Origin of the sequence: uncultured Xylophilus sp., from assembly GCA_913776965.1 — a bacterium.
Classification (GTDB): domain Bacteria; phylum Pseudomonadota; class Gammaproteobacteria; order Burkholderiales; family Burkholderiaceae_C; genus Xylophilus.
The window spans coordinates 23,067-36,761 of the sequence record CAJYQL010000031.1 but is presented as its reverse complement, the minus strand read 5'-3'; the positions used below and the strand labels follow the sequence as shown (position 1 = coordinate 36,761).

15 protein-coding genes are annotated in these 13,695 nt (G+C 69.4%); 3 read left to right on the top strand and 12 right to left on the bottom strand.

Annotated elements, in window-relative coordinates; genetic code table 11:
• Positions 1–35: 35 nt before the first annotated feature.
• From QZ500_RS05460 to QZ500_RS05405, 12 genes are all read right to left on the bottom strand, one after another.
• On the bottom strand, positions 36–1,325 hold the full coding sequence (locus QZ500_RS05460; RefSeq protein ID WP_295851886.1) for an HDOD domain-containing protein: 1,290 nt from the start codon (positions 1,323–1,325) through the stop codon (positions 36–38).
• Positions 1,326–1,379: 54 nt separating this feature from the next.
• Positions 1,380–2,585 carry a flagellar hook-associated protein FlgL gene (gene flgL, locus QZ500_RS05455; protein WP_295851884.1) on the bottom strand — a complete coding sequence of 402 codons (1,206 nt, stop codon included), beginning with the start codon at positions 2,583–2,585 and terminating at the stop codon, positions 1,380–1,382.
• 29 nt (positions 2,586–2,614) lie between these two features.
• Positions 2,615–4,585, bottom strand: coding sequence for a flagellar hook-associated protein FlgK (flgK, locus tag QZ500_RS05450; protein WP_295851881.1), 1,971 nt, complete (start codon positions 4,583–4,585; stop codon positions 2,615–2,617).
• A 10-nt stretch (positions 4,586–4,595) separates the two neighbouring features.
• Positions 4,596–5,468 carry a flagellar assembly peptidoglycan hydrolase FlgJ gene (gene flgJ, locus QZ500_RS05445; protein WP_295851879.1) on the bottom strand — a complete coding sequence of 291 codons (873 nt, stop codon included), beginning with the start codon at positions 5,466–5,468 and terminating at the stop codon, positions 4,596–4,598.
• A gap of 16 nt (positions 5,469–5,484) precedes the next feature.
• Complete coding sequence (locus QZ500_RS05440; RefSeq protein ID WP_295851877.1) at positions 5,485–6,621, bottom strand: flagellar basal body P-ring protein FlgI; 1,137 nt, start codon at positions 6,619–6,621, stop codon at positions 5,485–5,487.
• A 20-nt stretch (positions 6,622–6,641) separates the two neighbouring features.
• Positions 6,642–7,337: a flagellar basal body L-ring protein FlgH gene (locus QZ500_RS05435; protein ID WP_295851874.1), complete on the bottom strand. Its 696-nt coding sequence runs from the start codon at positions 7,335–7,337 to the stop codon at positions 6,642–6,644.
• Positions 7,338–7,418: 81 nt separating this feature from the next.
• The gene (gene flgG / locus QZ500_RS05430) at positions 7,419–8,201 is read right to left on the bottom strand and encodes a flagellar basal-body rod protein FlgG (RefSeq protein ID WP_295851871.1); all 783 of its coding nucleotides are present in this window, start codon (positions 8,199–8,201) and stop codon (positions 7,419–7,421) included.
• A 26-nt stretch (positions 8,202–8,227) separates the two neighbouring features.
• A complete protein-coding gene (locus tag QZ500_RS05425; protein ID WP_295851867.1) occupies positions 8,228–8,965 on the bottom strand; it encodes a flagellar basal body rod protein FlgF in 738 nt (245 codons plus the stop codon).
• 22 nt (positions 8,966–8,987) lie between these two features.
• On the bottom strand, positions 8,988–10,208 hold the full coding sequence (gene flgE, locus QZ500_RS05420) for a flagellar hook protein FlgE (protein ID WP_295851862.1): 1,221 nt from the start codon (positions 10,206–10,208) through the stop codon (positions 8,988–8,990).
• A gap of 50 nt (positions 10,209–10,258) precedes the next feature.
• Entirely contained in the window at positions 10,259–10,954 is a 696-nt protein-coding gene (locus QZ500_RS05415; protein ID WP_295851859.1) for a flagellar hook capping FlgD N-terminal domain-containing protein, read from the bottom strand.
• A 19-nt stretch (positions 10,955–10,973) separates the two neighbouring features.
• Positions 10,974–11,378, bottom strand: a complete 405-nt coding sequence (flgC, locus tag QZ500_RS05410; RefSeq protein WP_295851856.1) for a flagellar basal body rod protein FlgC — start codon at positions 11,376–11,378, stop codon at positions 10,974–10,976.
• A gap of 33 nt (positions 11,379–11,411) precedes the next feature.
• A complete protein-coding gene (locus QZ500_RS05405) occupies positions 11,412–11,861 on the bottom strand; it encodes a flagellar basal body protein (protein WP_295851853.1) in 450 nt (149 codons plus the stop codon).
• 208 nt (positions 11,862–12,069) lie between these two features.
• On the opposite strand from QZ500_RS05405, the gene flgA reads away from it, so the two are divergent.
• From flgA to QZ500_RS05390, 3 genes are all read left to right on the top strand, one after another.
• Positions 12,070–12,837, top strand: coding sequence for a flagellar basal body P-ring formation chaperone FlgA (flgA, locus tag QZ500_RS05400; RefSeq protein WP_295851850.1), 768 nt, complete (start codon positions 12,070–12,072; stop codon positions 12,835–12,837).
• An 87-nt stretch (positions 12,838–12,924) separates the two neighbouring features.
• Positions 12,925–13,251: a flagellar biosynthesis anti-sigma factor FlgM gene (gene flgM / locus QZ500_RS05395; RefSeq protein WP_295851848.1), complete on the top strand. Its 327-nt coding sequence runs from the start codon at positions 12,925–12,927 to the stop codon at positions 13,249–13,251.
• Between the two features lie 16 nt (positions 13,252–13,267).
• Positions 13,268–13,645, top strand: coding sequence for a hypothetical protein (locus tag QZ500_RS05390; protein WP_295851846.1), 378 nt, complete (start codon positions 13,268–13,270; stop codon positions 13,643–13,645).
• Positions 13,646–13,695: the final 50 nt, after the last annotated feature.

Sequence of the window (13,695 nt, the reverse complement as noted above, 5' to 3'; positions counted from 1 at the left end):
CGCAGCCCGGCGAATGAACCTTTCGGATGCGTGTGCTAGACGGTGGCGCTGCCCGTCTGCAGCCCGCCCACCACGTCGAGCAGCGCCCGGTTGACGTCGCCGGCCTCCATGTCGTGGCGGTCGCACAGCTTGCGCAGCGCGTCGGTGTCGGGCGATTCCAGCGCGATGGTGATCGCGAGCTCGCCGGCGTACGGGCCGGTGCGCTGCACCAGCGATTCGCGCACCCGGCCCGACACCGGCAGCCGCGCCAGGATGGTCGCGAGCGGCTCGTCGAGCAGCAGGTCCAAGCCGGAGAAAAGGCCGCACATCGTCACTTCGCGGCGCAGGGTGTCCTCGACGCCGGCATCGATCAGCCGGTCCATCAGCCGTGCCCGGATCACCGTCTGCGCCTTGATCGGCTGCAGCGCCGCCTCGCGGCTGGCGTGCGGCAGCTGCTCCCCGAGCCAGCTGCGCAGGGTGTCGAAGCCGAGCATCATCATCCCGTGCCGGACCGACTCGACGCCATTGCGCAGCCCGAGGCCCGGCGAATTCGCGAAGATGAGGAAGCGGTAGACCAGCAGCGGGTCGTGTGCCATCAGGTCCTGCACCGCTTCGGCCGAACGGTCGGATTCGAGCGCCTTCAGCGTCGCGAGCACGACCGCATGGTCGGGTTCGGACGGCGTATGGCGCAGGCTGTAGACCACGTCCTCGGCGGGCCAGCCGGCGATGCCCACCGCGCCGCAGCGGTCGAGGCAGTACTCCATCAGGGTGCGGTTCTCGATGCCGCCGAAGATGTGTCCGGCCGGCAGCCGGCCGGGAGGCGGCCGGTCGCCCGGCGGCACCGGCCGCATCGCGTCCTGCAGCGCCGCCGCGGCCCAGGGCGGCGGCAGCGTCAGCCAGTATCGCTGGAAGCAGGTCTTGATGTCCTCGGCCGGCGGCCGGTCGGTGCTGCCCTGCCAGACGAGGGGCAGTCCGCGCCGGGCCGCGCGCCGCACGGCGGCGGCCACGTCGGCGTTGCGTTCCAGCAGGCCGGCGGCGACCACCACCGTCGGCGCGAAGAAGCCGCTGGTGGCGAAGACAGGCGCCCGGGCGGCCGGCGGCGGCTCGACCGTGTCGAGCAGTTCGACCAGCATCCGCGCCGTCTGGGCGACCAACAGCACCGGAGGCGCATCGTGCGGCAGCCGGTCGCGCATCTCGTCGAGCAGGTGGCGCGCATCGAGCGGGCCTTCCGGCACGTCCTTGCGCACCAGCGGCCGCACATGCAGCGCGACGGCGCCCAGCGTGCGCTGTGCGTTCCAGACCGGCTGGTAGGTGAAGGTAACGGAGTCGAGAACGGAGGCCGTCATGCTGCGATGGTGCCCGAGCGGTGGGCGCTCCGCGCCGGGGAAAGTACGGAAGCCCTAGCCGATGAAGGTGAACAGCGACAGCTTCTGGATCTGCGCGTACGAACTGAGCGCCGCCGAATAACCGGTCTGCCGGTTCTGGAAATCGGAGATCGCCCGGATCATATCGAGGTCCTCCGCCGCGGAGCGCTCGCCTTCGAGCTGCGTGCTGCGCGCCTCCTGGCCGTCGCTGATGCGGTCGACCTGGTTGAGCACGTTGCCCGCATGGCCGCGGGCCGTCTGCAGCCGCGCGAGCCCGGCATCGATCTGGGCGAGCGACTGCGCGAGCTGGGTCGGCAGCGCGCCGGTCGTGGTCTTCGCGGCGGTGATGTCGGCGATCGCCTGGTCCATGACCTTGAACACGTCGCTGCGGTCGCTGGGCGCGACGGCAAGGCTGTCGCCGTTCGCTGGCTTGCCCTTGACCACCAGGGACTGACCATCGAACACGATCGCCGCGCCTTCCTTGTACGCCGCGGCGGGCGTGGTGGTGCCGACGGTCGTGTCGGTGACGGTGTAGGTGGTGGCACCGGTGGTGGCGTCCACCGCGAAGGCGATGCTGTAGTCGTGGCCGGTTACCGCGGTCGGGTTGGTCACCGTGCCGGCATCGGCCCAGGCGGTACCGGTGTTGGCCGCGCCGGTGGCCACGGTGAAGACGCCGTTGCCGGTGGGCACGTTCATGAAGGCGGCCTGGCCGTCGATGGTCGGCGCGACCGAGACATTGCCGCCGGTGCGCTGGCCGCCCAGGCCCTGGAACTGCACCGGGTCGGTGTTGGAGAACGCGGTGTCGGCAGCGCCGAGTCCGCCGTAGAGCGGCACGCCGTTGCTGTCCTGCTGGTTGGCATAGCCGTAGATCTGCTCGCGCAGCGCCGTCAACCGCTGCGCGATGCTGGCGCGGTCGGTGGGCGTCAGGGTGCCGTTGCCGGCATTGACCACCAGCGTGCGGAAATCCTGCAGCGCGGAGTGGGCGTCGCCCAGCGTCGATTCCGCCAGCGCCATCGTGTCGCGCTGCGCGGCCAGTGCCCGCTGGTCGGCGGCGATGCGGGCGATGCGGGTAGTGGCGCGTTCGGCCTGCGCGGCCGAGGTCGGATCGTCGCTCGCGCGGTTGACCCGCTTGCCGGAGGTCATGTTCTCCTGCAGGCCGGCGAGCTCGACCTGCCGGCGCGCAATGTTCTGGATCGCGCTCGCGTAGGTGGTGGCGCTGCCGAGGCGGTTGGCGTAGGACATGGGAATGCGTGCTCCTGCGTGCGGTGGCGTCAGCGGGCGATCGCTGCGATCACCGAATCGAAGATGCCCTGGGCGATCTGGATCATCTTGGCCGAGGCCTGGTAGGCCTGCTGGTACTGCAGCAGCTTGGCGGCCTCCTCGTCGAGGTTCACGCCGCTGACCGCCGCCTCGTCGCCCTGCGCGCTGCCGAGGATCGACTGCGACACGCCGGCGTTGTAGCTGGCGCTCTGTACCCGTACGCCGATCTGCGACATCAGCCCCGCATAGCCATCCGACAGCGGCGAGCCGTCGAACATCGTCTGATCACGCAGGTTGGCCAGCGCGTCGGCGTTGCCGGCGGTGGTCTTGATCGGGCCGCCGATGGTCGCCACCGGGGTGGCGGTCGGGGTCGTCGGCCAGCCGGCCGCCGCCCGGGTCGGCGTGGCGATGCTGCTGTCGTTGGCCTGCACCACCAGCAGGTCGCCCGCCTTGGGCGTGCCCTTGAGCGTGAGCTGCCAGCCGTTCAGCGCGATGGTGCCGCCGGCCGTGTAGGGCTGGCTGGCGCCGGGTGCGGCGGGCGGCTGGGTGACGGTGTAGCTGGTCGGGGTGTCGAAGGTGATCACCACGTCCGCGGCCGGGCCGGAGAACTGCGGCGTGACGGTGAAGCCGGATACACCGACGGTGCCCTGGTTGTCGGGCGCGGCGGAGACCACGGCCGGGTTGCCGACCGCGAGTTCGCGCGGCGAGGTCAACAGCGTGCCGATCTGCGTCGCCGCCAGCGCGAACGGCTTGACGACGAAGCTGTCGTTGGCATTCGCGCCGGCCGACGCGGTGAAGGTGAGGCCGTCCACCACCGTCGCGCCCGGCACGCTGCCCATCGCGGTGACCTTGCCGTCGGACAGCCGCACGATTTCCCCCGCGGTGCCGGAGGTGAAGCGCACCTGGTAGTCCGATGCCGCCATCAGGCTGGCATCGGCCACCGCCACCTGGACCGTCGCCGTACCGGTATTGGCCGCAGCCTTGTAGCCGTCGGCCAACGTCTGCGGCTTGAAGAAATTGCCGCCGCTGGTGCCGTCGAGGTTCAGGCCGACGGCGTGCTGGGCATTGACCGACGTGGTGGTCGCCAGCGCGATCCGGCCGAGCATGTTGCGCGCTTCCGGGATGTCGCCGTTGTGCACCTTGAGCAGACCGGCCATCTCGCCGCCGTTCAGGCCGTTCTCGTCCATGTGGGTGACCGCGCCGGCACGGCCGATGGCGATGTTCACCCTGGACGGGTCGCCGCCGGGGTCGCGCACCAGCGACAGCGTGGCGGTCGCGATGCCGAGCACCACCGGCTGGCTGCCGATGAACACGCCGGTAGTGCCGTCGTCGGCGGCGACCTGGGTGGTCTGCACGTAGCGGTTGAGGTCCTTGATCAGCGTCTCGCGCTGGTCGAGCAGGTCGTTGGGTGCCTGGTTCTGTCCGGCTGCCAGCGCGATCTGGTCGTTGACCTTGGCGATGCGCTGCAGCAGCCCGTTGGCGGCCGTGACCGCATCCTCGAGCTGCTGGCGGGTGCCGGTCTGCAGCTCGTTGAGCCGGGTGGCCGCACCGTTGAAGCGGCTCGACATCTCCTGCGCCCGCGTCAGCACCACCGCACGCGCGGTCAGGTCGGTCGGCGCGGTACCCACGTCGGTGAAGGCGTTGAGCATGTCGGTCACCGCCGCGCCCAGGCCGCTCGCGCCGCCGGGGAAGATGTCTTCCAGCTGCGTCAGCCGCGACGCGCGGGCCTGGTCCGACGCGGCGGCCGAGGCAGCGAGCGTCGCCTGTCGGGTGAGGAAGTCGCTGTGGCTGCGCAGCACGTTGGCGACGGTGACGCCGCGTCCGATGTAGCCGCCGCCGGTGTACTGGCTGCCCGAGGTCTCCAGCAGCACGCCCTGGCGGGAGTAACCCGCCGTGTTGACGTTGGAGATGTTGTGGCCGATCGTCTGCAGCGCGGCCTGGTTGGCCAGCAGCGAGCGGACGCCGACGTTGAGCAGACCCATGACCCTGCGCTCAGATGTTGCGCTGCTGCCACTGCGCAGCGCTGGCGATCGCGCGGCTCAGCTTGGACGCATAAGCGGGGTCGGTCGCATAGCCAGCCCGCTTCAGTTCGGTCGCATAGGCCTGGGCCGATCCGGTGTTCTGCCGGGCGGTGGCGTAGCGCGGGTTCTCGTTGATCAGCCGGGCGTAGTCGCGGAAGGAGTCCTCGAACGAGTCGTAGGCGCGGAACTTCGCCGTCACCTTGCGTGGCGTGCCGTTGATGTATTCGGTCGTGGTCACCTCGGCCACCTTGCCGGTCCAGCCGGCGCCTGCCTTGATGCCGAACAGGTTGTACGACGGATCGCCGCCCTTCATCTTGATCTGGAAGCGGCCCCAGCCAGTCTCGTGGCCGGCCTGGCCGAGCATGAAGGAGGCGGGGATGCCGCTCTCCTGGCTGACCTTCTCGGCCGCTTCGCGCTGCTGCTGCACGAAGTCGCCCGAGGGGCTGCCGGTCGGCGCCGCCGGTGCGGCCGCCGGCGTGCGGGCGAGCGACAGGGTCGAGGGCAGGGCGGTCTTGGGCGCGTCGAGGGTAGTGGTGGTCTGGTTCGACAGCTGCTTGGCGATCAGGTCGGACAGGCCGCCCGGCATGCCGGACATCTGCACCGCGAACTGCTGGTCCAGCAGGTCGGTCGCCATGTTCTCGCCGGCGCTGTCGTTCATGCCGGACTTCATCGTGGCCTGGCGCATCGTCTTCATCAGCTCGCGCATGAAGAGCGACTCGAACTGCTTGGCCGCTTCCTTGGTGGCCGCCGGATCGCTGCTGCCGGCCTGCAGCTTCAGGTTGTTGAGCGTGCGGGCGTCGGCCGCCAGGGCGTTGGTGGACGAAGGGAGTTGCTGGATGGCCATGGCGTCGCTCCGGCGGTCAGATCACTTCCAGTTCGGCATTCAGGGCACCGGCGGCCTTGATCGCCTGCAGGATGGCGAGCAGGTCCTGCGGCGTGGCGCCCAGCGCATTCAGGGCCCGCACCACGTCGGCGAGCTGCGGCGAGGCCGGCACCTGCATCAGGATGCCGGGCTCCTGCTTGATCGCGATGTCGCTCTTCTGCGCCACCACCGTCTGGCCGCCGCTGAACGGCGCGGGCTGGCTGATGACGGGCGTGGAGCTGATCGTGATCGACAGGTTGCCGTGGGCGATCGCGCAGGGGCCGAGCGTGACCGCCTGGTTGAGCACGATCGAGCCGGTACGCGCGTTGATCACCACGCGGGCCGCCGGTGCGGCGATCTCCAGCGGCAGCTCTTCCAGATCGGCGATGAAATTGACGCGGGCGCTGGGGTCGGTCGGTGCCTGGACCTGCACCGTGCGGCCGTCGAGCGCACGGGCCAGGCCGCTGCCCATGCGGCGGTTGATCACGTCGGCGACCCGCCGGGCGGTCTGGAAGTCCGAGGCGTTCAGGCCCAGGTTGATCGAGTCGCCTTCCTGCAGCGGTGTCGCGACGGCACGTTCGACCTGGCCGCCGGCGGGAATGCGGCCCGCGCTCAGGTGGTTGATCTGGACCTTGCTGCCGCCGGCGGCGGCGCCGGCACCGCCGACCGCGACGTTGCCCTGGGCCAGCGCGTAGATCTCGCCGTCCACGCCGCGCAGCGGGGTGGTGATGAGGGTGCCGCCCTTGAGCGACTTGGCATTGCCCATCGACGACACGTTGACGTCGATCGCCTGGCCGGGCTGGGCGAAGGCGGGGAGCTGGGCGGTGACGATCACCGCCGCCACGTTCTTCAGCTGGAGCTGCGAGGCGGTCGCCGCCGGCAGGGTGATGCCGAGCTGCTGCAGGTAGTTCGACAGGCTCTGCGTCGTGAACGGCATCTGCGTCGTCTGGTCGCCGGTGCCGTCGAGACCGACCACCAAGCCGTAGCCGGTCAGCTGGTTGGTGCGCACGCCCTGGACCGCCGCCACTTCCTTGATGCGCATCGCCTGGGCCGGCGCGATGGCGGCCAGCGTGAGCAGCAGCGCGGCAGCGCCGCGGAGGCATCCGGAAGACAGGAAACGCAGAACGGTGGTCATGGCACCGATTCTGCGAGGACTCAGAACGGCAGAACGGTCAGAAAGAAGCGGGAAAGCCAGCCAATTGTCTGGGCTTCGTCCTGCTGGCCGCGGCCCCGCGACTCGATGCGCACGTTGGCCACCTGGGTCGACGAGACGATGCTGTTGGCCTGGATCGCACGCGGATCGACGGTGCCCGAGAAGCGCAGCACGTCCACGTTCTGGTTCACGCCGATCTGCTTCTCGCCTGTTACGACCAGATGCCCGTTGGGCAGCACCTGGATCACGGTGGCGGTGATCGCGCCGGAGAAGGTGTTGGCGCTCTCGGTGCCGCCCTTGCCCGAGAAGCTGTTGGCATCCGACGCGCCGATGTTGGTCTTGGCGCCGAGCGAGGCCGCGCCGAAGAAGGGCAGGGCCGTGATACCCGCCTTCACGCTGCCGCTGCGGTCGACCGTCGAGGTGGACTTCTGGCTCGCGCTGACGTTCTCGACGATGGTGATGGTCACCGTGTCGCCGACCAGACGCGCACGCCGGTCCTCGAAGGCCGGGCGGTAGCTGGCGGTGCGGAACAGGCCGCCGGTCGGCGTCGTGGCCGGCAGCGGTGCGTAGGTCATCGGCGGCGGCGTGGTCGCCGGCATGTCGACCTGGGGCCGGGGCTGGAGCGTCTCGCAGCCGGCCAGCAGCAGGGCGGCGGCGGAAAGCAGGGTGCGCAGGACGGTTGCGGTACGGGCGTTCATACGTTTCTCCGGATGCGGCCTGCATGCGGCCGCCCCTCGAGGGGAAGGCGGCCCCAGGGCCGCCACGGGATGGGCCTATGGCTACAGCTGGGCGAGCTTCTGCAGCATCTGGTCGGAGGTCTGCACGGCCTTGGAGTTCATCTCGTAGGCCCGCTGGGTCTGGATCATCGTGACCAGTTCCTGCACCACGTTGACGTTAGAGGTTTCCACGAAGCCCTGCGACAGCGAGCCCAGCCCGTTGGTGCCCGGCGTGCCGCCCTGCGGCTGGCCGGACGCCGCGGTCTCGCTGTAGAGGTTCTGGCCGCGCGGCTCCAGGCCGGCCGGGTTCACGAAGTTGGTCAGCGCGATCGTGCCGATCTGCTGGGGCGCCACGTTGCCTGGCAGCACCACCGCCACCGCGCCTTCGGCCGAGATGGTGATGCTCTGCGCGTTGGGAGGCACGGTCACGCCGTTGGCGATCGGCAGACCGTTCGAGGTGACCAGCCGGCCCTGGGCATCGACCTGGAACGAGCCGTCGCGGGTGTAGCCGAGCGTGCCGTCGGGCATCGTGACCTGGAAAAAGCCGTTGCCCTTGATCGCCACGTCGAGCACGTTGCCCGACTGCTGCAGGCTGCCCTGCGCGAAGGAGCGCGAGGTGGCGACCGTGCGCACGCCCAGGCCCACCTGCAGGCCGGTCGGCAGCTGGTTCTGCTCGGTGCTGTTGGCACCCACCTGCCGCAGGTTCTGGTACATCAGGTCTTCGAACACGGCCGTCGCCCGCTTGAAGCCGTTGGTCGAGACGTTGGCCAGGTTGTTGGAAATGATGTCCAGCTGGGTCTGCTGGGCTTCCATGCCGGTCTTCGAGATCCAGAGCGAATTGATCATGGTGCGCTTTCTGCGGAGGGAGCCGGTCAGCCGATGGACAGCAGCTGGGCCGCCGCCTTGTCGTCGCTTTCCGCGGCCTGCATCAGCCGGGCCTGCGAGTCGAACTGCCGGGCGGCTTCGATCATCGCGACCATGGTCGCGACGGAGTTGACGTTGGAGCCTTCAACCGCGCCGGTCTGCAGGCGGGCGGTGGCATCGGCCGGCAGCGGCTCGCGGTTGGCGGTGCGGAACAGGCCGTCCTCGCTGCGGCGCAGCGGGTCCTCGGCCGTGGGCGTGACCATCTTGATGCGGCCGAGCGTGGCCGGCGGCTGGCCCTCGACCTTGCCGGTGATCGTGCCGTCGAGCGCGAGCGTGATCTGGGAGCCGGGCGGCACGTCGATCGGTGCCCCGTCGGCCGACAGCACGGTCAGGCCGACGCTGTTGATCAGCGTGCCCTGCGCCGTGACCTCCATGCCGCCGTTGCGGGTGTAGGCCTCAGTGCCGTCGAGCCCCTGCACGGCGAACCAGGCGTTGCCCTGCGCCATCGCGTCGAGCGGACGGTCGGTGCGCTGGGGCATGCCGGGCGTGTTGTCGTGGCCGGCGGTCGCCTCGGAGGCGAACACCCGGGTGGTGGCGCCGTCGCCGCGCACCGGCACCGAGCGGAAGGTGGAGAACTCCGCGCGGAAACCGTTGGTCGAGGCGTTCGCCAGGTTGTTGGCCAGCACCGCCTGCCGCGCCTGCGCGGCACCGGCACCGGTCATCGAGGTGTAGATCAGGCGGTCCATGGCTCAGGGCTCCCGGCGGCGATCAGCGCATGTTGACCAGGGTGGACATCACCTGGTCCTGCGTCTTGATCGTCTGCGCATTCGCCTGGTAGGCGCGTTGCGCCGTCATCATGTTCACCAGCTCGGCGGTCAGGTCGACGTTGGAGTCTTCCAGCGTGCCCGAGGCGATCTTGCCGAAGTTGCCGGATGCCGGCGTGTTCTTCAGCGGCGCGCCGGACGCCGCCGTCTCCTTCCAGTAGGTGCCGCTGGTCGGCTCCAGGCCCTGCACGTTCCGGAAGTTGGCCAGCACGATCTGGCCGGCCGCCTGGGTTTCGCCGTTGGAATAGCGGGCGGTGATGATGCCGTCCTCCTCGATCTTCACGCCGGTCAGCTCGCCGGGGGCGTAGCCGTTCTGCTTGAGCGTGGAGACGTAGAACGAACTGGCGTTCTGGGTCATGCCGTCGAGGTTGAGCGCGACGTCGAATGCAGCCGTGGCCCCGCCGGGCACGGTCACGCCGGTGAGGGTCATGGGTGAGCCGCTGGTCAGCTTGCCGGCGGAATCGAACGCGATCGACCCGAGCGCGGTGCCCATGGTGCCGGTGCTGCTGCCGTTCGGATAGTCGGCGAACACGTCCCAGGTATTGGCTGCCGTCTTCTGGAAGTACAGGCCCACCGGGATGGCCGCGCCCTGGGTGTCGTAGACGGTGAGCGACGTACCGTACTTGGTCACCGGCGTCGGAGGGGTGGTGCTGGAGGCGACCACGGCCTCGGTGTCCAGGTTGGCGACGGCCGTGATGGTCGAGGTCACCTGACCCTGGATGCCCTTGCCGGTGGGCAGCTGCAGGCTGCCCTTGCTGACCGCGCCGGTCTGCGGGTCGAACAGATTGCCTTGGAGCTTGGCACCGGCATTGGTGACGATGTTGCCGTCCTTGTCGAGCTTGAAGGTGCCGGCACGGGTGTAGTTGATCTCCCCGCTGGGCATCTGCACTGCATAAAAGCCGGCGCCGTTGATCGCCAGGTCGAGGTCGTTGCCGGTGGTGCTCAGGTTGCCCTGGCTGAACTGCTGCGAGATCGCCGCCGTCGTCACCCCGATGCCAGGCGAATTGCCGCCGCCGCCGGTGCCCAGGTTGGAGGCGTACAGCTCGGCGAATTCCGCACGCGAGGACTTCATGCCGGTCGTGTTGGCATTGGCGATGTTGTGGCCGATGACGTCGAGGCCGCGGCTGGCGGCGTTCAGGCCGGAAAGACCTTGCTGGAATCCCATGGTGTGCTCCTAGGCGCTGCGTTTTGGGGGTGTGGAGGGGCGGGTGCCGGTCAGAGGATCGACTTGACGGCGGTGTACGGCGCAGAGGTGCCGTTCTGGAACTGCAGGGTCAGGGCGCCGCCGGTGTCCGAGCCGATCGAAGCGACCTTGTTGCGCACCAGCGATGTCGTGCCGACCGGGGTGGTGCCGCTGGTCGCGGTCACCTTGAACTGCAGTCCGTCCTTGGCGCCGTAGCTGCCGGTGTCCCAGGCGAACTCGTGGCGTCCCGCCGCCAGTCGGCCCAGCGGCACGGTACCGAGCGCAGTCCCGCTCGCGCTCAGGATGTCGACCTTGACGTTGCTCGCGTCGCCCGACAGCTCGAAAGTGCCGGTACCCTTCTTCGCCGTGGTGTCGATCGACAGCGTCTTGCCTTCGGTGATCACCTCGCGGCCGACCAGTGCGCTCGCCTGGATGCCCTGCATCGCCGCCATCTGCGTCGCCAGGCTGGTGACGGTGGAATTGAGCTGCTGGATGCCGGTGACGGTGTTGATCTGCGCGATCTGCGAGGTCATCTGCGCGTTGTCCAGCGGATTCATCGGATCCTGGTTGTTCAGCTGCGCGACGAGGAGCTTCAGGAATCGGTCCTGCGCCTCGCTCTGGTTGGTCACCGTGTTGCCGCTGGCATCGGTGCCGGCAGCCTCGCTCTTGCGGGTGTAGGTGTAGCCCGTGGTGGAGGTGAGCGCGTCGGTGGCGGTGGTGGCGGTCATGGCGGTCCTCGGAAGTCGGTCACTGGCCCATCTGCAGCGTCTTCAGCAGCAGGGTCTTGGCGGTATTCATCACTTCGACGTTGTTCTGGTAGGCGCGGGAGGCGGAGATCATGTTGACCATCTCCTCGACCGCGTTCACGTTCGAATGCGTCACATACCCCTGCGCGTCGGCGCTCGGGTTGTTCGGGTCGTGCACCTTGCGGCCGGGCGTCTGGGTCTCGGTGATCGCATTGACCTTGACGCCGGCGGCCCCTTCGCCGCCCATCGGAACGGTCTGGAAGACGACCTGGCGGGCCTTGTATTCCTTGCCGTCGGGGCCGGCGACCGCTTCGACGTTGGCCAGGTTGCTGGCCACCACGTTGAGCCGCTGCGACTGCGCGCTCACGGCACTGCCAGAGACGCTGAAGATCGAGAACATGGACATGGTGGACTTCCGGTACGTGCGGGAGGGGCGCCGTCACTGGCCCTGGATGGCGGTCAGCATGGTCTTGGCCGAGCCGTTGATGAAGCGCAGCGTGGCTTCGTAGCGCACCGCGTTGTCCGCGAAGGCGGCGCGTTCGCGGTCCAGGTCCACGCTGTTGCCGTCCATGGCGGTCTGGGTCTGCGTCACGTAACCCATCGCGAAGTTGCCCATCGTCGAGCCGCTTCCGCCCAGAGGAATGAAGCCCCTGTTGCCGCCGCCCGGGGCCGCGGCACCGGGCGCCGCCAGCCGCAGGCTGCCGGTCGCGGTGCTGCCGCCACTGCCGGCGTTCACGGCTTCCATGGCGTCGGAAAAATTGAAGTCGCGGGCGGCGTAGCCCGGCGTGTCCGCGTTGGCGATGTTGCTCGCGATGACGCGCTGCCGCTCCGAGCGCAGCAGCAGGCCCTTCGCATGGAAGTCCAGCTGGTTCGTCAGTTTGTCGAGCATGGCAGGTCGGGCGCAGCAGTGGCGGTGGAGTCGGGACGTGGAGCGATTATGGAAATCGCCTCCTGCCGGTAAGCCGGGATGAAGCGGCCAAAACGCCCTCAGTTCGCGCATTGGCGCGGCCGGCCGGTGCCTATAGTTTTCGGTCGGGGCCGTGCCGCGTCCCGGCATGCCGCGCGTCGCGGCGAAGCACCTGTTTGCGGAGAACACCATGCTGCTGCGCTTCCATCGTCCTTCCTTCCTGTCGCGCTCCCGTTCTTGGCTGGGCGTGTGGACCGCGGCCGGCCTGCTCGCCGCAGCCGGCCCGGCATCAGCGCAGGCCGTCGCTCTGGAGGTCGGCGCCGACGTGCTGGAAAGCAGCCGGCGCTGGGTCGATGAAGAGGTGTACAAGGCCCAGGCGACCGCGGGCGGGCAGATGCCCCTGCGGATGGAGGTGACGGTCGGCAGCCTCGACAGCCGGCTACGGCTCGCACCGTGCACCAAGGTGGAGCCGTACATCCCGGTCGGCATGCGGCTCTGGGGCAAGACCCGGCTGGGCCTGCGCTGCGTCGAGGGCCAGACCCGCTGGAACGTGTTCCTGCCGATCCAGGTCAAGGCGTTCGGCCCGGCCTGGGTGGTGCGCGGACCGGTGGTGGCCGGCGCGACGCTGTCGGCCAACGATGCGATGCAGGCCGAGGTCGACTGGGCCGACGAGGCGTCCCCCGTGCTGGCCGATGCGTCGCAGTGGGTCGGTGCCGTGCTGACCCGGTCGCTCAATGCCGGTCAGGCGCTGCGTCAGTCGGCCGTCCGTGCGGCCACCGCCTTCCAGGCGGGCGCTCAGGTGCGGATCGTGGCGCAGGGCACGGGTTTTGCCGTCACCTCCGACGGTCAGGCCGTGTCTGCTGGCGTGGTGGGGCAGCCGGTGCGGGTCCGCATGGAGGGCGGGCGGATGATGACCGGCACTGTGCTGGATGCCCGTACAGTGCGGCTCGACATCTGACGGCCCGCCAAAAAATTGCACTAAAGTCCCGCGCAGAACCGCCGAAGACTTACCTACGAGACCCTGCGGAGGGTCGTGGAGCGTGCGATGAAGATTGGCCAAAACCCCGAATTGCCCCTGAAGGTGCCCACCCCGGCAGCACCGCGCACCGGTACGGCCGCAGCATCTTCGTCGGCTCCCCCACCTGCGGCCGCCGCGCCGGCCGCGACCCAGGGTACGCCGGTCACCGTGTCGAACCTCGCCCGTACGCTGGGCCAGGCGGCACTGGGCAACAGCAGCGCCAGCTTCGATACCGCCAAGGTGGCGGCGGTCCGCACCGCCATCGAGAACGGAACGTACAAGGTCGACGCCGAAGCCATCGCCGACCGGCTGCTATCGAATGCGCAGCAGGTTCTGCGCAAGGCGCAAGGCTGAGAGGCGCGATCGAAGCATGAAGCCGGCCGAGGTGTTGCACGATCGTCTGACGGCCGTCGAGGCGCAGCTGGACGCCGTCGCCACCGCCCTGTTGGCAGGCGACAGCGCGCGTCTGAAGATGGACACCACCGCCTTGCGGGACGCGGCGGCCGAGGTGTCCTTCGTGCTGTCGTCCCTTCCCCAGGATGCCTTCGCCCGCCAGCCGGAACTGCAGGCGCGGATCGGCCGGATCGGCCAGCGGCTGGCGACCTACCGCGATAACCTGGCCCGACGGTCCGCTGCGGTGGACCGTACCCTGGCCTCGCTGTTGCCGTCGGACGACGTCGCGACCTACGTCCGCGCCCCGGGCATGGGCGGCTACGGTGCCGGCCGGTTCGGTTCGCGCTTTTCCTGACGGTGACGCCGGCGCCCTGTCTGTTGGGCCTTTCCCATGCAAAACGGCTG